Source organism: Kitasatospora hibisci (assembly GCF_043950205.1).
In the GTDB taxonomy this organism is placed as follows: domain Bacteria; phylum Actinomycetota; class Actinomycetes; order Streptomycetales; family Streptomycetaceae; genus Kitasatospora; species Kitasatospora hibisci.
Window position 1 is genome coordinate 895,483 of record NZ_CP171642.1, and the last position, 19,334, is coordinate 914,816.

At 72.1% G+C, this 19,334-nt stretch carries 15 protein-coding genes and 2 pseudogenes; 5 read left to right on the plus strand and 12 right to left on the minus strand.

What is annotated here, in order from left to right; all coding sequences use genetic code 11:
* Positions 1-202: 202 nt before the first annotated feature.
* From ACF9IK_RS04130 to ACF9IK_RS04150, 5 genes are all read right to left on the minus strand, one after another.
* Positions 203-694 (minus strand): hypothetical protein, encoded by a 492-nt coding sequence (locus tag ACF9IK_RS04130; RefSeq protein ID WP_395292872.1) that lies wholly within the window; start codon positions 692-694, stop codon positions 203-205.
* A 484-nt stretch (positions 695-1,178) separates the two neighbouring features.
* Positions 1,179-1,871 (minus strand): O-methyltransferase, encoded by a 693-nt coding sequence (locus tag ACF9IK_RS04135; RefSeq protein ID WP_395292873.1) that lies wholly within the window; start codon positions 1,869-1,871, stop codon positions 1,179-1,181.
* 163 nt (positions 1,872-2,034) lie between these two features.
* Positions 2,035-3,660, minus strand: a complete 1,626-nt coding sequence (locus tag ACF9IK_RS04140; RefSeq protein WP_395292874.1) for an alpha/beta hydrolase — start codon at positions 3,658-3,660, stop codon at positions 2,035-2,037.
* 237 nt (positions 3,661-3,897) lie between these two features.
* Entirely contained in the window at positions 3,898-5,214 is a 1,317-nt protein-coding gene (locus ACF9IK_RS04145; RefSeq protein ID WP_395292875.1) for an MFS transporter, read from the minus strand.
* 329 nt (positions 5,215-5,543) lie between these two features.
* Positions 5,544-6,992 (minus strand): IS1380 family transposase, encoded by a 1,449-nt coding sequence (locus ACF9IK_RS04150; RefSeq protein WP_395292754.1) that lies wholly within the window; start codon positions 6,990-6,992, stop codon positions 5,544-5,546.
* A gap of 379 nt (positions 6,993-7,371) precedes the next feature.
* Here ACF9IK_RS04150 and ACF9IK_RS04155 point away from each other — a divergent pair, with 379 nt between their 5' ends.
* Both ACF9IK_RS04155 and ACF9IK_RS04160 read left to right on the plus strand, forming a co-directional pair.
* Entirely contained in the window at positions 7,372-9,798 is a 2,427-nt protein-coding gene (locus ACF9IK_RS04155) for a xanthine dehydrogenase family protein molybdopterin-binding subunit (RefSeq protein WP_395292876.1), read from the plus strand.
* Positions 9,799-9,814: 16 nt separating this feature from the next.
* A complete protein-coding gene (locus tag ACF9IK_RS04160; RefSeq protein WP_395292877.1) occupies positions 9,815-10,273 on the plus strand; it encodes a (2Fe-2S)-binding protein in 459 nt (152 codons plus the stop codon).
* 81 nt (positions 10,274-10,354) lie between these two features.
* Here ACF9IK_RS04160 and ACF9IK_RS04165 read toward each other — a convergent pair whose 3' ends face one another.
* Positions 10,355-10,852, minus strand: coding sequence for a hypothetical protein (locus ACF9IK_RS04165; protein ID WP_395292878.1), 498 nt, complete (start codon positions 10,850-10,852; stop codon positions 10,355-10,357).
* A gap of 101 nt (positions 10,853-10,953) precedes the next feature.
* Here ACF9IK_RS04165 and ACF9IK_RS04170 point away from each other — a divergent pair.
* A pseudogene (locus ACF9IK_RS04170) lies at positions 10,954-11,948 on the plus strand (IS5 family transposase).
* A gap of 19 nt (positions 11,949-11,967) precedes the next feature.
* On the opposite strand, the gene ACF9IK_RS04175 reads toward ACF9IK_RS04170, so the two are convergent.
* Positions 11,968-13,182 carry an RNA-guided endonuclease InsQ/TnpB family protein gene (locus ACF9IK_RS04175; protein WP_395298428.1) on the minus strand — a complete coding sequence of 405 codons (1,215 nt, stop codon included), beginning with the start codon at positions 13,180-13,182 and terminating at the stop codon, positions 11,968-11,970.
* Between the two features lie 25 nt (positions 13,183-13,207).
* Between ACF9IK_RS04175 and tnpA the strand changes: the two genes are divergently transcribed.
* Both tnpA and ACF9IK_RS04185 read left to right on the plus strand, forming a co-directional pair.
* Complete coding sequence (gene tnpA, locus ACF9IK_RS04180) at positions 13,208-13,624, plus strand: IS200/IS605 family transposase (protein WP_395292292.1); 417 nt, start codon at positions 13,208-13,210, stop codon at positions 13,622-13,624.
* Positions 13,625-13,809: 185 nt separating this feature from the next.
* Positions 13,810-14,804: pseudogene (locus ACF9IK_RS04185) on the plus strand (IS5 family transposase).
* Positions 14,805-14,823: 19 nt separating this feature from the next.
* Here the strand turns inward: ACF9IK_RS04185 and ACF9IK_RS04190 are convergent.
* From ACF9IK_RS04190 to ACF9IK_RS04210, 5 genes are all read right to left on the minus strand, one after another.
* Positions 14,824-15,090: a hypothetical protein gene (locus ACF9IK_RS04190; RefSeq protein WP_395292879.1), complete on the minus strand. Its 267-nt coding sequence runs from the start codon at positions 15,088-15,090 to the stop codon at positions 14,824-14,826.
* 241 nt (positions 15,091-15,331) lie between these two features.
* Positions 15,332-15,943 carry a TIGR03086 family metal-binding protein gene (locus ACF9IK_RS04195; protein WP_395292880.1) on the minus strand — a complete coding sequence of 204 codons (612 nt, stop codon included), beginning with the start codon at positions 15,941-15,943 and terminating at the stop codon, positions 15,332-15,334.
* Between the two features lie 238 nt (positions 15,944-16,181).
* Positions 16,182-16,931, minus strand: coding sequence for an SDR family NAD(P)-dependent oxidoreductase (locus ACF9IK_RS04200; protein ID WP_395292881.1), 750 nt, complete (start codon positions 16,929-16,931; stop codon positions 16,182-16,184).
* A 398-nt stretch (positions 16,932-17,329) separates the two neighbouring features.
* Positions 17,330-18,109, minus strand: coding sequence for a transglycosylase family protein (locus ACF9IK_RS04205; RefSeq protein ID WP_395292882.1), 780 nt, complete (start codon positions 18,107-18,109; stop codon positions 17,330-17,332).
* 528 nt (positions 18,110-18,637) lie between these two features.
* Entirely contained in the window at positions 18,638-19,300 is a 663-nt protein-coding gene (locus ACF9IK_RS04210; protein ID WP_395292883.1) for a LysE family transporter, read from the minus strand.
* Positions 19,301-19,334 lie beyond the last annotated feature (34 nt).

Genomic DNA, 19,334 nt, shown 5'->3' on the forward strand with positions numbered 1-19,334 from the left:
TGAGGTTCGCGAGTTCGGCCATCTCCTGACAGGCCGTGGTGAGTTCCCGTAGCAGTTCGGTGTCCTTCTCGCGCAACAGCGCTCGCCTGTGGAGTGGAGGGCCGATCCCGATAGTCGTGCGCCGTGCGGTGTGCACAGGGCGGCGGTTTGACCGATGATCACAGAATTCGGCAACAGTCCCAGATAACGCGATCGCAACGGCTCAGCCGTGCAGGCCCCACTCGTCGAGGCCGGAGTAGATGACGGCGGTCCGGTATGCAGGTTTGGCGAAGCACTCGGCCTCGCCCTTGTAAACCGCGATCAGTGAGTCCGTTCCTCGCCACCACCCATCGGCCAGTGCTGCCACCTCCGAAACCGGTTCGTAGAGCCCGAGCTGAAGGGCGTCGACGTCCGCTCCGGCGACCTTGGTGATCCGCTTCGCCCACATGGCCGCGTGATGAGCGAGTGCGACCGACTCGACCCATCCTTCGACGCTCGCATGCAGCGCCACCCACCGCTCGGCGTGGATTCCGAACTCGCCTCGGGGACCGATCATGAAGGAGAAGGGCACCGCGGTCCGCTGGTCTCCGGCCTCGAACCACCACCCACCCGTCGGCGCCACCTCCGGCGTGTCCGGGCGGAAGATCCTCGGCCCGCCGTCATACATCGGCGCCGGGGGAAGTACCAAGCCGCCCCAACGCTCGTCGAAGGCCACGACCCTGTCGACTTCCGCTGCCGGGATCCCGTGCTCCACCCAGCGGCCCCGATACTGCTCGGCCCCCAGGCCTTCGACTCGGAGGCCGTGTACAGCGACGAAGGATCGGGCCCGTCGGGAAAGCCCGTCAGGGGCATCAGCAAGGTGGCGATTCACCCGATGGACGGTACACAGCGCGGAGGACTGAACAGCCCGGGGCTCCGAACCGACGGCCTGGACGACCCTTTGGCCGCTTCTTCTACCCCACCTCCGCGGTTGTCGCGAAATGTGCCCGAAAGCCCCGAATCTTCCCTCACCCTGCTCGGTCAGAGGCCAGACCGGCTCGGTCGCCCTCGCCGTGTGCATCCACCGCCTCCGGCTGCGCCTGACGGGCACGACCCCGGCGGCCGAGGGGGCCGGACGGTGGACCCGAAGGCCCTCGCCGACCCGGGCCTCCCTCTCGGAGACCTCTGACGGGAGGGCGCTTGCCCGACCGCATGGCCGATCACCCCGTGACCAGGGCCAGCACGAAGCCGTCGTACCCCTTCTCCCCCACCGTCTGCACGGCGGTCGCGGTCAACCGCGGGTGGGCTCCGAGCCGTTCGGTGAAGCGACGGACACCCTGCACCCGCGGGTCGGTGCTGAGTTCGTCGGTGACCGCGCCGTCGCGCACCACGTTGTCGCCGATGATCAGACTGCCGGGCCGAGTGAGCCGGAGCGCCCACTCCAGGTACGCGGGGTTGCCGGGCTTGTCGGCGTCGATGAAGACGAGGTCGAACGGCTCGGCGCCCTCCGCCTCCAGCTGCGGCAGCGTCTCCAGGGCCGGGCCGGTGCGCACCTCCACTACGCCGGCCAGACCGGCGCGTTCGAGATTGCGGGTGGCGACGACGGCACAGCGCTCGTCGGCCTCCAGGGTGACCAGGTGTCCGCCCTCGGGCAGGGCCCGGGCCAGCCAGATGGTGCTGTAGCCGCCGAGGGTGCCGATCTCCAGGATCCGGCGGGCGCCGTGCACCCGGGCGAGCAGGGACAGCAGCTTGCCCTGGTTGGGTGCGACCTGGTGCGGCGGCAGGCCGGCCGCCTCGCTGGCGGCGACGGCGGCGAGCAGGGCGGCGTCCTCCTCGACCAGCAGACCGTTGAAGTAGCCGTCGACGGCGGTCCAGGTCTGCTGCGGGTCCGGGCGGCGGGGCTCCATGGACATGATCGGGTTCCTTTCCGATACTCACTGAGTTCCGATTAGGAACCTACCCGATGTCCCGCCGGCCCTGTACACCACCCCGGCCCCGAAGCCCGAACGGCGGGGGCCTGCCCCGGGACGGTTGCGCCCGGGGCAGGCCCTCGCGGTGAGCCGTGGTGAGTCGGCGTCAGGAGACGGGCGGGAAGGCCTCCGCGTCCGGCTTCAGCACCTGACCGGGCGCGGGCACGGTCTTGTCGACCAGGTAGGAGGTGACCAGCTTGCCCAGCTCCGCGCTGCGGCCGACGGCGCAGTGCTCGACCACGTCGACGGTGACCAGCACTGCGCTGCCGAGCTGGCGCTGCATGCGCTCGGCGAACTCGTACTGAGTGGCCGGGTCGTAGAGGTTGCCGATCACCATGACCGGGTTGGCGGTGCGGCGGTTCCACGGGCCGGAGTAGCGCTCGGCATCACGTGCGGGGGCAGGCCAGCTGGCACAGGCGGGCGCGTCGAAGGCCTGGTAGCGGCCGAAGGTCGGCGACTCCCTCTCCCAGGAGCGGGCCAGGTTGGCGAACACCCGCGGGTTGGACGGGTACGGCTTGTCCTGGCAGTTGACGCCGTAGTAGGAGTCGTCGGCGCTGTACGGGGTCTCCGGCAAGGCCTCGCGCAGGGCGGACGGCACGGTCACGGCCAGCGCCTTGGCGTCGTCTCCGGCGACCTTCGGGGCGACCAGCGACGGGGCGCCCTGCTGCGCGATCGCGTCGTCCAGAGCCTGGAGCGACCTGGCCAGCGGGGCCTGCCGGCTCTGCGCGTAGAGGGCGCTGGCGACCTGGCTGGTGAAGCTGGAGAGGGTCACCGTGGTGCCGTCCGACAGGCTGACCGGGGAGGTGCGCAGGCGGTCGCGGAGCGCGTCGAACCTGGCCCGGGTGTCGCCCTCGCCGAAGGCGCAGCGCGGGGCACCGGCCGCCTTGCAGCGCTTGAGGAACTCGTCCAGGGCGAGCTCGAAGCCTGCGGCACGCTGCCGGTCGTACTCCAGGCCGTTGTGCAGCCGCAGGTTGGGGTCGACGTTGCCGTCGATGATCACCGCGCGGACCTTGTCCGGGTACATGTTGGCGTAGGTGGCGCCGATCAGGGTGCCGTAGGAGAAGCCGGCGTAGCTGAGCTGCCTGTCGCCGACGGCCCGGCGCATCCGGTCGAGGTCGCGGGCGACGTTCTCGGTGGACATGTGCTCGATGAGCGGGCCGGCGTTGCGGGAGCAGGCGTCCGTGTAGTCCTCGGTGGCGTCGAGCGTGGCGTCGACCTCCGCCCTGGTGACGGGCACGCCGACCTGCCGGTCGAAGACGGCGGCGGCCTCCTCGTCGGTCGTGAAGCACTTGAGCGGGTTGCTGCGGGCGACACCGCGCGGGTCGAAGCCGACCAGGTCGAAGCGGTCCTGGACGTCCTTGCCGAAGCGGGTGGTGGTCGCCCAGAGGTAGCCGCTGCCGCCCGGACCGCCGGGGTTGAGGAAGAGCGAGCCGATCCTCTTGGCCGGGTCGGCGGCGCGGCGGCGCATCATCGCGATGCCGATCTTCTCGCCGGACGGGTCGTCGTAGTCCAGCGGCACCGGGTAGACGGCGCAGTCGTAGATCCCCGGGTCCGGCTTGGTCGGGTCGGGGTTGCACGGCGTCCAGGCGACCGGCTCGACGCGGGCCTCGGCGGCCGAGGCGACCGCGCCGGGGTCGGGCGCGGCGGACGCCGCGTCGGCGGTGCCGACGACGAGGGCGAACGCGCTGGCTATCGCCAACGCCGCAGTGGACATGCGTGACACGCGGGACACGAAACCTCCTCCGGTTCTGCAAACCCGGCCAGCCTGGCAGTGGTTGCTCCGGAGGGGAAGAGCATCGAGAACGGCGGATTCCGCCGTGCGGACGCCGGTATTCCGGCGTCTTCGCTGCTCAGGGAGCAAGTTGACGGTTCCTTTGCCTTGAGTGACGGTCCATCGCCAACTTGTCGAGGCCTCCGCGGTGGCGGACCCCCGCCACGGGTGGGGTCGCCCTCCGGGGGCTCGTCGACCTCAGGCCCGCGCCCCCACGGCAGCCACGTCCGAGGCCTCCGCCGCCTCCGCCGACGGGACCTCCGCTACCGGCACCACCGCCACCACGCCCGGCCGGTCACGCTCCGCCCAGCGCACCGCCGGCCCCATCGCACAGCCGGCCGCCAGGAAGATCCCGCCCAGCAGCAGCCACCCGGGCGCGCCCCACTCCAGCAGCAGGGTGGTGAGCAGCAGCGGTCCGACGGTGCGCGCCACCGCCACGCCCGAGCCGAAGAACCCCTGGTACTGACCGGTCTGGTGGACGGGGGCCAGGTCGAAGCTGATCTGCCAGGAGCCGGCGGACTGCTTCATCTCACCGACCAACTGCAGCGTCGCCGCCACCAGCAGCAGTACGGCCGTCGCCCAGAGCGGAACGTCCGCCGCGGTGAGGGCGAACACGGCGCACGAAGCGAGTAGGAAGGCGCCGGCGTCGCGGACGGTGCGGGAGGCGGAGCGCAGTCCGGTGACGCCGCGCGCCGTGCGGACCTGGAACGCCATCACGCCGGCGGTGTTGAGGACGAACAGGACCGGCCCCAGCCAGCCGAGGCTCTCCGCCCGGGCCGCGATCCAGAGCGGGATCACCAGGCTCAGCAGCGGCATCCGCAGCAGCAGCACGGTGTTGACCAGGGTGACGAGGGCGTAGCGCCGGTCCGAGAGCACGGCGAGCTTCCGCTCGGAGCGCGGTCCGGCCCCGGCGGGCAGCGGTTCGGTGGGCGCCGGAGCGGGGGCCGGAAGCCGGAGCAGCATCAGCCCGCTCACCACGAAGCCCACCGCCGTGACGGCGAACGCGACCAGGTACCCCGCGCGGCTCCCGCTGCTCAGGACGACGCCGCCGAGCGCCGCGCCGAGGGCGAGGCCCGCGTTGAGCGTCGACTGCAACCGGGCCAGCAGCGCCGTGCGCTCCGCCCGTGCGACCAGGCGGGCGACCAGCGCCTGCCGGGCGGCGGCCAGGCCGGACTGCGCGGTGGCGTACAGGCTGACCGCGAACAGGAACGGCCAGAAGGAGCGGATCGCCAGGAAGGAGGCCACCACCGTGCCGGAGGCCAGGGCGAGCAGGACGGCGGTGCCGCGCGGCCCACGCCGGTCGGCCAGGTGGCCCAGCGGGACGCCGGCCAGCGAGCCGATCGCCCAGGCGACGGCGAGGCCCGCCCCGAGCCGGGTCGGGGACATGCCGATGACGCGGGTGAAGTAGAGCGCGGAGCAGGTGTAGTAGGCGCCGTCGCCGATGGAGCCGACCAACTGGGCGACGGCCAGCGTGCGCTGCGGACCGGCGGGCGGGACGGGACGTACGGGCGACACAGGACTCCTCGATGCCGCGGCCCCCTGGGCCGACCGTTCCTCACGGGAACCCTCCGCAGGGGTTCCTGACTGGCAGGTTCGATCCTAGGAGAGCGGTGGACCACCGGGCAGGTCCAGCCGGAGCTCGGGATCATGGGCCACTTCAGCGAGTCCGACGGTCGGCTCAGACCCGAATCCGCAGGTAGTGGCCGACGGTCCGTCAGTTGATCTCTGTGCTGGCCGTTGGCCCGGGTTCAGGGTTTCCGGGTAGGCCGACGGTCCGGCTGTCGTGCCGGGTGGACGGCTTTCCAGGGCGGGGATGGGTGGTTCGGGCCGGTAGGGGCGGTAGGTCAGGTGGCCGTCAGGTGCCGGTGGGCTCGAATCCGGGCCAGCGTGTTGGCGATCAGCTCGCGGGCTTCGGCGGTGAAGTGGAGTTCGTGGCGGCGGGCGGTCGTGGTCCAGCGGGCGGCGCGGCGGATCAGCAGCCGTCGCACGGTGGCGATGCGGCGGCGGGCCCGGCCGATCGGGGCGAGCGTCTGCAGCCAGGCGGTGAGGTTGTAGGCCAGCAGCGCGCCCCACATCCACATGCTGTTGACGGCGTGGGAGCCGGACGGCAGGTGGTTGAGTCCGGCTCCGTGCGCGGTGTCGCGGAACAGTTCCTCGATCCTGGTGCGGCGGCGGAACTCCCACTCCGCCACCGCGACCTCCTCGTCCAGGTCCAACGGCTCGTTGGTGGCGATGAACGAGTAGGCGTATGCCTGTTCCTCCAGGCCTTCCAGGACCAGGGCGAGCTGGTCCTTGCCGACGGTGCGCGAGCGGCGCGAGCGCGGGTCGGCGGACAGTTCGGCGGCGTCGTAGCGCACCCGTCGCGCGATCACCCGGGTGCCTTCGGGCCAGCCGGGTGGCGCGTAGTCCAACAGTGCGACCTGCGCGGCCGGGTAGTCCAGGGCGTCGATCCAGTCGTCGACGTGCACGGCGGCCACCGCCCGCCACAGCGGTCGGCTTCGCGGTACGGCAAGCCTGAACAGCGCCCGGCGGGCGACGATCTTCTCGGCGACCCTCCCCGCGTAGTAGCCCGTATCGCCCTGGATCAGGATCTGCCCGGTGGCTCCGGCCGTGCGCACGGCGTCCACGGCCCGGTCGATCTGGGCAGGGGCGACGGTGCGGCCGTCCGAGCGGCCGTCGAGGAGATCGGCGGCCAGGACGGTGCCGGCCTGGGCCCAGTGCGCGGCGTGCACCCGCCCCGAGACCTCGCCCTTGTAGGAGCGGACGACCCGTTCCTTGCGGGTGGAGAACACCTCGACGTCCTTGGCGTCCAGGTCGATAGTGACCGACCCGGACAGGATCGGGGCCCGATCCCTGGCCGGCAGCGCGGCGAGCGCGCGGGCGGTGACCTTGGCGCACGCGGTCTCGATGCCCTCGCGCTGCACCTGGCCGAAGCGTGCCGCCAAGGTGGCGGCGGTGGTCGCGGCCGGGAGTGGCGCGGGCAGCAGCCCCTCGCCCACCACGTCCGCGCGCAGCCGGTCGAAGCCGACCAGGTGGTCCTCGCCGGTCAGCTGAACCACCGCCGTTGCCAGCGCAAACTCCCCACCCGACAGGCCCCGATCACGTACCTTGACCGGCCCGATCCCGGCGTCAAGAGCGGCCGTGACCCCCAGCACCCGGTCCAGCTCGGCCACCAGCACCAGGCCGCCGTTCTCGGTCAGCGACCCGTCCACCCCACCCACCCGAGCGTCCAACCTGGTCCAGCGCCCGCCGGAGGTGCGGGAGGCGGTACGACGACGCGATATCTTCTTCACCAGACAGGTGTCCTTGCAGGTTGAGTGGTTAGGCGTAGAGAACCTCGATCATCTCAAACCAGCACGGGCACCTGTCGCCGTATCAGCCCGACGTACGCCGCACTACCTGCGGATTCGGGTCAGACGGTGTCCGGCGGCCGGCGCCCGGCGGGTGCCCGAGGGCCCGCACACAGAAGTGCCCGCGCGCGTGCCCGACGGCGCCCGCCGCACGGTCGGGCGCGGCTCGAACTGTCGTCCGCACGCGGACGGGCCGCCACCCGGACGGCGGTAGCCCGGGCACCCGGGCCAGTCCGGTGCCGTCCGTGTCCGGCCCATCCGGACCACCGGATGCCCGCGCCCGGCCGAAGTGACGGTGTTGACCGCCCCATTGCCCGCTCCTATGCTCGTCCGCGTTCGCGATCCGGCACCGGGGCCGGGGCCGCCCGGGCCCGCCCGACCGGAGCCGTCACCGGCTCGAAGGGCTCTTCCCATCAGCACCCCCGTCGCACCCACCGACGCGGCCACGGCCGGCACGCCGCAGACCCCCGCCGCTCCGGGTGCCCCCGCCACCCCCGCCGCCCCCGCCGCCCCCGGCAGCCGATCCGCCGCGCCGGACTCACCGCACCCCGGCCGGCGCCGCTTCCTGACCTACCTGCTGGCCGGGCCCACCCTCACCGTCGCCGCCCGGGCCGGCCTGGACGCCGGCGCACCCGCCACCGCTCGGGCCGCCGTCCGCGCCGCGGCCGAACCGGCCTCCGCCCCAGCCCAGTTGCTGGGACTGCCCGGCATCCCCGACGTCATCGACCTCGGCGACGCGCTGATCCTGGCCGGCCTGCCGACCTCGCACCTGCTGGTGCTGGAGGTCACCGCCGACGGTCGCACCGCGTTGCACCTGCCGCGCCTGGAGGTCGGTCAGGGCCTCACCACCGCCATCGCCGTGCTGGTCGCCGACGAACTCGACGCCCGGCTCACCGACGTGGACGTCCCGCTCTCCGACGGGCGCCCGGACCTGCTCTTCAACCAGCTCACCGGCGCCTCCAACTCGGTCCGCTCGCTGTACGACCCGGTCCGGGCCGCGGCCGCCGCCGCCCGCGCCCGGCTGGTCACCGCCGCCGCCCGCCGCTGGTCGCTGCCCGCGGACAGCCTGCGCACCGCCGACTCCGCCGTCCTCGCCCCCGACGGTCGCCGGGCCGGATACGGCGAACTCGCCACGGAAGCCGCCAAGGTGGCCGTCCCCGCCGTCTCCGCCGCGCCCAAGTCCCCCGACCAGCAGCGTCTGGTGGGCCGGCCGACCGGCCGGATCGACGCCCGCGACATCGTCACCGGCAGGGCCGAGTACGCCGGCGACCTCGCCGTCCCCGGCGCGGTGCCCTGCGTGGTCGCCCGCCCCACCACCCTCAACGGCACCCTCAAGTCCCTGGACGCCTCCGTCGCCCGCACGATGCCCGGCGTGCTCGGCGTGGTCCGGATCCCCACCGGCGTCGCCGTGCTGGCCGAGACCTTCGACCAGGCGCTCAAGGCCCGCGACGCCCTGGTCACCACCTGGCACCCGGGACCGGTCGCCGCCCTCTCCACCGCCGACATCAAGGCCGCACTGCGCGCCGCCCACGCGCCGTTCCTCATCCCGCCGCTGCTCACCCGGTACGTGGACGCGGAGTTCGACTTCGCCTTCGTCAACCACGCGCCGATGGAGGTGCTGACGGCCGTCGCCGACGTGCGCCCCGGCCGCGCCGAGCTCTGGTTCGCCGCGCAGACCCCGATCGTCGCCCAACAGACCATCGCCGCCGAGCTCGGCCTGCCGCAGGACGCCGTCACCGTCCACGTGGTGCGCGGCGGCGGCTCGTTCGGCCGTCGGCTCTTCTTCGACGCCGCCTTGGAGGCCGCCCAGGTCTCCCGCGCCGCCGGCCGGCCGGTCAAGCTGATGTGGACCCGCAACGACGACATGCGCCACGGCCGGATGCGCCCCGCCAGCCACCACCGGATCCGCGCCACCCACGCCCTCGGCCAGGTGCTCACCTACGAGCACCGGGCCGCCACCGTGGCCACCGACTTCCGGCACGGCCTCGGCGAAGCGCTCACCGCCGCCGGTTTCGACCTCTCGGTCGCCGGGCTCAGCCTCGCCCAGGCCTTCTTCCTGCTCAGCGAGAAGAACCCCTACGACGTCGGCATCCCGACCCAGTTGCTGGCCGAGGTCCCGCTGGAAGTGCCCACCGGCAGCTGGCGTTCGGTCTACTCCGGCACTGTCCGGGTCGCCGACGAGATCATGATGGACGAACTCGCCCGCCGCCTCGGCCAGGACCCGGTCGCCTTCCGCCGGGCCCGTCTGCGCGGCGCAGCCGCCTGGGCCGTGCTGGACAAGGCCGCCGACACGGGCCGTTGGGGCCGTCCGATGCCCCCCGGCCAGGCCCAGGGCATCGGCTACCACGACGAGCACGGCAGCCGGGTCGCCTACCTGGTCGAGCTGGACGCCACCGACCCGAAGCAGCCGCGCGTCACCCGCGCGGTGGTCGCCGCCGACGTCGGCCGGGTGGTCAACCCCCGCGGTCTGGAGGCCCAGTTGACCGGAGCCCTGATCGACGGCATCTCGGTCGTGCTGCAGGCCGGCATCCACATCGACCACGGCGCCGTCCGCGAGGGCAGCTACGCCGACTTCCGCTACGCCCGGCAGCGGCAGAGCCCTCCGTCGGTGGAGATCCACCTGCTGCCGCCGACCGGATCTCCAGGAGGCGCAGGAGAGTTGGGCGTACCGGCCGCCTCGGCCGCGGTCGCCAACGCCTACGCCCGCGCGACCGGCACCAGCCCGCGCTCGTTCCCGATCGACTTCTGAAGGGCCCCGACCCCCCATGCCCAGCCACACCTTCGTCCTCAACGGGCAGCCGGTCACCGTCGAGGCCCCGGACGACATGCCCCTGCTCTGGGTCCTGCGCGACAAGCTCGGCGTCACCGGCCCCAAGTACGGCTGCGGGGTGGGTGTCTGCCGCGCCTGCACCAGCCACCTGGACGGTGCGGAGTTCCAGCCCTGCACGGTGGCGGTCAAGGACTGCGCCGGCCGACAGGTCACCACCATCGAGGGCCTCGCCGACGGCGACACCCTGCACCCCGTCCAGGAGGCCTGGCTGGCCTGCGACGTCGCGCAGTGCGGTTTCTGCCAGCCCGGACAGATCATGACCGCGGTCGCCCTGCTGCGCCGGACCCCCACTCCCACCGACGCCGACATCGACCAGATCCAGAACATCTGCCGCTGCGGCACGTACCCCCGGATCCGCGAGGCCATCAAGCAGGCGGCCACCCGGACGGCGTAGCGACGGCGGTAGCGGGCGACGCCCGGCCGGGGCGCCCGGGCGGGCCCGGGCCGGGCGTCGCCCCGGGCCGGCGAGCGGGTGTCAGCCGGCCGCCTTGCGCAGCTTCTCCAGCTGGCGCGCTACCACCTCCTGCGGCACCTTCATCGCCGGGCCGCCCTTGCCGCTGCCCGACAGGTTGCCCGGTGCGAACACGGCGACCACCGTTCCCTGCCGGACGACCGTCACCTCGTGGGTGTTCGTGCCGTAGGCCAGGGTGTAGGAGACCGCCTCGTCGCCGAGGGCCGGCGCGGGCAGCGCCGCGGCCGTGGCCGGCCTGGGGACACCGCCCTCGTAGTGGGTGCAGCTCTTCAGCGCGGTCCTCAGCTCCGACAGCACCTGCTTCGCGCCGTCGCCCTCGAAACCGTTGAGGAGGATGCCGGCGCCTGTGCCGCCCGCGTTGGCCGGCATCACGCTGCCGGCGGCCTTCGCGGAGGCCGCGGGCCTGATCTTCCCGGTCCGGATGTTCTCCACCGGCTGGCAGTCCTGCGGGGTGGTGGGGAGCGGCTCGCTCCTGCCGGTCCCGGCGGGCCACTCCATCACGGTTTGACTTCCGCTCCCCGCCCTAGGGCCTGTTTCAAGTTCAGATCTTCGGTTTCGCCGTTTCCGGACGCTCGGCGGTTGCGTCCTGGTAGAAGTTCGGCGTGACGCGTGGTGATCTGACTGATGCCGAGTGGGAGTTGGTGGAGCCGTTTCTGCCGTTGGGCGAGCGCGGCCCGATCCCGGACCTGCGCAGGCACTTCAACGCGGTGATGTGGCGGTTTCGGACCGGGAGTCCGTGGCGTGACATCCCTGAACGCTACGGCTCCTGGTCGACCGTCTATGGCCGGTTCCAGCTCTGGGCGCTGTCGGGCACCTTCCAGACGCTGATGGACGGGATGATCGCCGAGGCCGCCGCTCGGGGGCAGGTCGATCTCAGCCTGGTCAGCGTGGACTCCACAGTCGCCCGCGCACACCACCACGCGGCCGGTATGGTCGTCGACTCCGCGCTCCTGGAGGAGCTGGAGAAGGCCGTCGCGGAGGAAAAGGGGCTTCGCGAAAGGGGCAAAATGCCTCGTTAGCGGAGGCGGCACCCCCTGTCGACGACCCGGCACGTGAGGAACGCCGCCGTGTCCGCCGGCGCCGTAGAGCCCGGCTACGGGCGGCCGAACTGGGCCGCTCGCGCGGTGGGCTGACCACCAAGACCCACCTCGCGGCCGAGCGCCGCTGCCGGCCACTGTCGTTCGTCCTCACGCCCGGACAGTCTGCTGACAGCCCGCGCTTCATCGAGGTGGTCGAGCGAATCAAGGTCCGCGTCCCGGTCGGCCGACCCCGCACCCGACCCGACGCGATAGCCGGCGACAAGGCCTACTCCTCCCGCGCCAACCGCAACTACCTGCGCCGCCGCCGGATCAGGGCGGTCATCCCGGAGAAGGCCGACCAGGCCGCCAATCGTAAGAAGCGGGGTTCACGCGGCGGTCGCCCCGTTGCCCACGATCAGGAGCTCTACAAGGAGCGCAGCACCGTCGAACGCTGCATCAACAAGATCAAGGAGTGGCGGGGCCTGGCCACGCGCTATGACAAGACCCCCGCCAGCTACCTCGCCGGACTCCACCTGCGCGGTGCCGTCATCTGGCTCCGCAGCCTCAAACCCGAATGATCCGAACTTGGAACAGGCCCTAAAGGGCGGGGATTCCTACCACGGTCGTCTGACCGTCTCGGTGGGTTCCTGCTTCTTCGCGCTGTGCGGGGACGGGTCCCCGGCTTACCCGCGCTCGACAGGCTGACACCGCCAGTCCGGCGGCCGTGGCTATGTTGACGGCGGCGTTGACGTCCCGGTCCAGCCAGACGCCGCACGCCTGGCACTGCCAGACGCGGATGTTCAGCGGCTTGGGGCCGTCCTTGACGCCGCAGTGGGAGCAAACCTGGGAGGTCGGCTCGAAGCGGCCGATCTTGATCAGGTTCCGGCCGTACTTCGCGGCCTTGTACTCCAGCATGGTGACGAACGCCGACCATCCGGCGTCGTGCACGGACTTGGCGAGCCGTGTGCGGGCGAGTCCCTTGACCGCCAGGTCTTCCACCGCGATTGCTTGGTTCTCGCGAATCAGTCCGGTGGAGACCTGGTGGTGGAACTCGCGCCGGGCGTCGGCCACCCGTGCGTGGTTGCGAGCGACCTTGTGACGGGCCTTCTCGCGGTTCTTGCTGCCCTTGGCCTTACGGGACAGGGCTTGCTGTGCGCGTTTGAGCTTCTTCTCTGCGCGCCGGAGGAACTTCGGGGCGTCGATCTTCCGCCCGTCCGAGAGGACGGCGAAGTGTCCGAGGCCGAGATCGAGACCGGTGACCGGTTCGGTCTCGGGAAGGATCTCGGGGTCCGTCTCGACAACGAAGCTGGCGAAGTACCGGCCTGCGCTGTCCTTGATCACCGTCACCGAGGATGGCACGGACGGCAAGGCGCGGGACCACTTCACCCGCACGTCGCCGATCTTCGGCAGCGATAGGTCGCCGCCCGGTGTGATCTTCCATCGGGCGTTCGCGGTGAAGCGGATCGCCTGCCGGGTGTCCTTGCGGGACTTGAACCGGGGCGGTCCCATCTTCGGGCGCATGCCCTTGAGGCCGTCGAAGAAGTTCCGGTAGGCGGTGTCCAGGTCCCGGAGGGACTGTTGCAGCACCACGGCGGACACCTCGCCGAGCCATGCCCGTTCGGGGGTGTTCTTCGCGGCCGTGAGCTGCTTGGACAGCTCGCCGGACGGGATGAACGGCAGCCCGGCGGCGCGGGCGGTCTCACGTGCCCGGAGGGCATCATTGAAGGCCACCCGTGCACACCCGAACGCCCTGGCCAGCGCGGAACGCTGAGGCCCGTTCGGGTACACGCGGAAGCTGTACCTGAGCTGCACGGTCAGCACCGTACCATTTTGGTTTATGGCTGAGTATCAGAACATCCGCACTGGTCGGCACTGCGCTTTCGCCCTGCATGCGCACTTGGTTTTCGTGACGAAGTACCGTCACAAGGTGTTCGCCGAGCGGCATCTGACCCGGCTCGAAGAGATCATGCGGGACGTGTGCGCCGACTTCGAGGTGGAGTTGGTCGAGTTCAACGGCGAGAACAACCACGTCCACCTGCTGGTGAACTTCCCGCCGAAGGTCGCCCTGTCCAAGCTGGTCAACTCGCTCAAAGGCGTCAGCTCGCGCCGGCTGCGGCAGGAGTACCCCGAGCTGGTCAAGCACTACTGGCGGGCACAGCGTCTGTGGTCCGGTTCGTACTTCGCCGGATCAGTCGGCGGCGCGCCGCTGTCGATAGTCCGGCAGTACATCGAGCAGCAGAACCGTCCGGCTTGACGGTCTGCGGTGGGCACCGTCCACAGTGCGGGAGGGTGCCCACCGCACAGGTCAGAGCAGGGTTCAGAATCGCTTCACCACCGGGCTGAAGCCCGGTGCACTGCGATTAGGGCCTGTTTCAAGTTCAGATCTTCGGTTTCGCCGTTTCCGGACGCTCGGCGGTTGCGTCCTGGTAGAAGTTCGGCGTGACGCGTGGTGATCTGACTGATGCCGAGTGGGAGTTGGTGGAGCCGTTTCTGCCGTTGGGCGAGCGCGGCCCGATCCCGGACCTGCGCAGGCACTTCAACGCGGTGATGTGGCGGTTTCGGACCGGGAGTCCGTGGCGTGACATCCCTGAACGCTACGGCTCCTGGTCGACCGTCTATGGCCGGTTCCAGCTCTGGGCGCTGTCGGGCACCTTCCAGACGCTGATGGACGGGATGATCGCCGAGGCCGCCGCTCGGGGGCAGGTCGATCTCAGCCTGGTCAGCGTGGACTCCACAGTCGCCCGCGCACACCACCACGCGGCCGGTATGGTCGTCGACTCCGCGCTCCTGGAGGAGCTGGAGAAGGCCGTCGCGGAGGAAAAGGGGCTTCGCGAAAGGGGCAAAATGCCTCGTTAGCGGAGGCGGCACCCCCTGTCGACGACCCGGCACGTGAGGAACGCCGCCGTGTCCGCCGGCGCCGTAGAGCCCGGCTACGGGCGGCCGAACTGGGCCGCTCGCGCGGTGGGCTGACCACCAAGACCCACCTCGCGGCCGAGCGCCGCTGCCGGCCACTGTCGTTCGTCCTCACGCCCGGACAGTCTGCTGACAGCCCGCGCTTCATCGAGGTGGTCGAGCGAATCAAGGTCCGCGTCCCGGTCGGCCGACCCCGCACCCGACCCGACGCGATAGCCGGCGACAAGGCCTACTCCTCCCGCGCCAACCGCAACTACCTGCGCCGCCGCCGGATCAGGGCGGTCATCCCGGAGAAGGCCGACCAGGCCGCCAATCGTAAGAAGCGGGGTTCACGCGGCGGTCGCCCCGTTGCCCACGATCAGGAGCTCTACAAGGAGCGCAGCACCGTCGAACGCTGCATCAACAAGATCAAGGAGTGGCGGGGCCTGGCCACGCGCTATGACAAGACCCCCGCCAGCTACCTCGCCGGACTCCACCTGCGCGGTGCCGTCATCTGGCTCCGCAGCCTCAAACCCGAATGATCCGAACTTGGAACAGGCCCTAGTCCAGGTAGCCGGGGAGGTCACCGGTGGCGAGGACGGCGGCCTGCAGCTGTGCCGCGTCGAGCACCCGCGTGGGCGCGGGCGGTTGTGCGCCGGCGGGCGCGGGCGCCCCGGGGACGGGAGCGGCCGGCGGGGCGGCCGCGGTCGGCGCCGGCGGGCTGTCCGCAACCGCCTTGCCGTCGTCCGCGCCCGAGCTCCCGCACGCCGCGGCCATCAGGGCCATCGACAACCCGATCGCCAGTCCCACCACGCGGTTGCCTCGCATCAGCTCTCTCCGTCCAGGTCACATACGCGCCGCCGACCACCGGGGGCGGTCGGCGGCGTCCGGGCGAGGACATGCTGGCAAAGCGAACCGACCGCATTCAGCCGATCAGCGCGATTGACGCATGAACCGACGGATCATCACACTTGCGTCCGATTACGGCGCCACGGGCGGCAAGCCCGTTCGAACGCGGCATCGCGGCCGACCGGACCGACGGCCCGGGGCGGGGCGGGGCGGGGCGCTCCTACCACTTGCCCTGCGGGTCCCGGCCGAAGAAGGCGGCCAGTCGGTCGTAGAGCGGAGCGTCCTCGGCGACGGAGACCTCCGGGCCGAAGGCGTGGTTCTCCTCCTCGCTCCCCCGGAACTCCGGGCGCAGCGCGGCCCGGGCCCAGGCCAGCGAGGCACGCGCCACCTCGTGGTCCAGGCCGTCGGCGGACTGGCCGGTGGCGTGCGCGAGGTCCCAGCCGTGGACGGCGAACTCGGCGACCTGTTGGTCCAGCGGGAAGCGGGCGGGCACCTCGGCGCCTCCGGGCAGCTCGATCACCCCTTCCAGGTCACCCGCGCCGCGCCAGGCGGCGACCAGTTCCTCGGCCCCGGCCTCGAAGACGTGCAGCCAGTCGTCCTCGATCCGTTCGAAGGACAGCGACCAGTCGGGGCTGCCCCCTTTCGCCCGGACGGTGAACTGCCGCAGATCGAAGACGAGGTGGCTGATGAGGTCGCCGACGTCCCAGGACCGGCACGGTGTCGGGTGGCCTGCCAGCTCGGTGCCGACGCCGTCGATCAGACCGGCGGTCTGGGCGAGGGCCCGGGCGAGCAGCTCGATCGGGTCGGAGCTCGGGTTCCCGCTTCCGGTCATGGGAGGCGCCTCTCGGTGGTTCGGTCAGGTGATCGGACCGGCCGATCGTAAGCGGGCGCACCGACAACCGGCCCGGCGCAACACCGCGCCGGACCGGTCGGGTCACGCGCCGTCCGGCCGGGTGAAGCACGCGCCGTTCGTTCGGGTCGCGCGCCGGCCGGCGCCGTGCCGCTCCCGCGGCGGTCGCGCGCCGGCCCGGGCGCCCGGGCCGGTGCGCTGCTTCACCTGCAGCGCCGGGTCAGGCCACCAGGCCGCCGTCGACGGCGATCTCGGCACCCGTGATGTACCGGCCCTCCTCGCCCGCGAGGTGGGAGACGGTCGCGGCGACGTCCGCGGCGGAGCCGAACTCCCCGAGGGCGGTCAGCCCGCGCTGGAAGTCGGCGCCGGGGCCGTCCGCCGGGTTCATGTCGGTGTCGATCGGCCCCGGGTGGATCACGTTGACGGTGATGCCGCGCGGGCCGAGCTCGCGGGCCAGCCCCTTGGTGAGCCCCACGGTCGCGGCCTTGCTCGCCGCGTACAGCGTGGCACCGGAGAAGGCGACGCGGTGCGCGAGGCAGCTGCCGATGGTGATGATGCGGCCGCCCTCACCGAGGTGGGCCGCCGCGGCCTGGGCGAAGAGGTACGGCGCCCGGACGTTGACCTCCAGCACCCGGTCCACGTCCTCCAGCGCCACGTCCTCGATCGGACCGACCGCGCCGACGCCGGCGTTGTTCACCAGGATGTCGAGCCGGCCGAAGCGCTCCGCCACGGCCGCCACGACGTTGCGGACCTCCTGCGGGTCGGCACTGTCCGCGCGGACCGCCCAGCCTCGCCGGCCCATCGCCGCGATCTTCTGTGCGATCTCCTCGGCCCGCTCGGCGCTGCCCAGGTAGGTCACCACGACGTCGGCTCCGTCCTCGGCGAGCCGCAGCGCCGTCGCCGCACCCATCCCCCGGCTGCCGCCGGTCACCAGGGCCACCTTGCCGTCGAGCTTCGCGAGCTTGGTCATCGTCATATCGTTCGAACTCCTCGTCTCGTTCTCGGACATGACTCGATCCTCCGCCCTGGCGAGCCGCGAGTCCGGCGGTATTCGGACACCGAGTTCAACGTTCAACAACATGCCCGGGGGCCCTCCCCACCGCCTGCCGGACGGCGGCAGGGGCCCGCCGAAGACCGGTGCGGGCGGGACCGGCTGCGAGTCCGCCCCGAGGTGCGCGAACGGCGGCAGGGGCGCCCGCCCGCCACCCGGCTCCCGCGGCTGCCGGCGCGCGACGGTGGACGCCGGCCGTCCGAAGCACCGTCAGCACCGCGCGCGTGGCGGCGGCAGGGGCGCGAGGCGCTGCGGGGTACGCCGGAGCGGCCACCCCCTCCGGGAAGGGCGGCCGCTCGGCGCGGGCGGGCGAGCCGTCAGAGGCTCAGGTCCTGGCCCGGGAAGATGAGGTCGGGGTTGGCGCCGATCGTCTTGACGTTCGTGGCGTAGAGGCTCGCGGTGTCGGTGCCGAACTTGGCCGCGATGCCGCTCAGGGTGTCGCCGCTCTTGACGGTGTAGGTGCCGGCCGACGGCGCGTTGGTGCCCGCGGCGTTCTGCGGGGCCGGCTTCTGCGGGGCGGCCTTCTGCGGGGCCGGCTTCTGCGGGGCGGCCTTCCGCGGGGCCGGCTTCTGGACGGGCTTGGCCTTCTGCGGGGCCGGCTTCTGGGCGGGCTTGGCCTTCTGCGGGGCGGCCTTCCGGACGGGCTTGGCCGCCGGGGCGGGGGCGTCGACGGCGGCCGGGGCGCCACCCCTGCTCAGGCCCGCCTTCTTCGAGCAGACGGGCCACGCGCCCGGGCCCTGGGAGGCGAGGACCTTCTCGGCGACCGAGATCTGCTGCGCCCTGGTCGCCTGGTTGGCCTGCGGCGCGTACGCGGTGCCGCCGTACGCGGCCCAGGTGGACGGGGTGAACTGCAGTCCGCCGTAGAAGCCGTTGCCGGTGCTGATGCTCCAGTTGCCGCCGCTCTCGCACTGGGCGACGGCGTCCCAGGCCGAGGTGGGCGCGGCGGAGGCCGAGGTGGCCGTGACGAGTCCGGCCACCGGCAGGGCCGCGACGGCCCCGCCGACCAGGGCGAGGCGGGCACGGCCGCAACGCTTCCCGGTGGTGGTCTTGGTGGTGTCGGTGGTGGTGACAGCGGCGGTCTCGTGACGGATGTCCATGAAAGTCCTCTCGGCAAACCCCGGGCGGGCAGGCGGAACCAGACCCTTGGCAGGGCCTGTCGCGCTCACCTCACTCGATGGGCGACCTCGCACGTGTCGGACGTGCCGCGCCGCCCCGGTCACCCCCGCTCGGTGACGGCCCGTTCGAGGCGGCCGTGTCGGCAGGCACCGCCCTCGCGCCGGTGGTCAGTCGGCGGGCCGTGCGTCGGGGGTGGACCCGGGTGGTGCTCGTTGCACCGCCAATGAAGCTAAGGGCCCTCCCGGCACGGCTTCAAGCGGTTCTCGGAGGTCCCAGGTCAGTTGACCGTTACCGGCGGTACGGATCATGGAACCCCATCCGAGATGGGTTGATTTGACCGAATCTGCAAGATCAAATGGTCAATTTCCGTGCCGTCGCTCACATCTATCGGATTGTCGGATAAAACAATTCGTCAACTCGAAGCACCAAAGAGGTGACTGACCGTCACCACCCGCACCGGAGTTCCCCGTTCCGCACACCCGCAGGGTGACCTGCGCCACAATGGTGACTCACCGTGTCCATGTCGTGCGCACTGCGTAGTACACCACCAGTCCGTATCCGACGCAGTACGTGACCCGCCGCACCCGCGGCGAGAGCCGCGCACCGAGCGAAACGCCCACCGCCGCGAGCAGTTGTTGCCACGCCAGCGAGGCCACCAGGACGCCCGCCACGAAGGCGACCCCCGACGCGACGTCGTACGAGCCACCGGACAGGGCTCCCGCGCCACCGCCCGTGACCAGGGCGGCGAAGTAGAGCGCGGTGGTCGGGTTCACGGCTGTCAGGGCCGCGAACCGAAGGAACGCCGGACCGGACCCGGCGGGGGCCGTCACGGCTGCTCCGGCGTCCCCCGGCCCCGGCGGCGGGCCCACCGCCGGCTCCCGGCGCAGCCCCAGCAGTCCCCGGACCGCCACCAGCACCAGCACCACCGCCGCCACGGCCCGCGCCCAGGCCTCCCACCCCGAAAGAACCGATGCGAGCGACGAACGGAGCGCGGTGGCGAGCGCCGCGTAAGCCATGTCGACGACGGCCACCGCACACGCCGCACTCACCGCCGCCGCGCGCCCGCGCCGCCCTTCCTCCAGCAGCAGCACCCCGACCGCCCCCAGCGGCACCGCCACGCCCAGGCCTGCTCCGACGCCCGCCAGCGCCGCCGCGCCGATTCCGTTCACCATGGCCGCCACGCTCGCGCACCGACGCCGGGAAGCA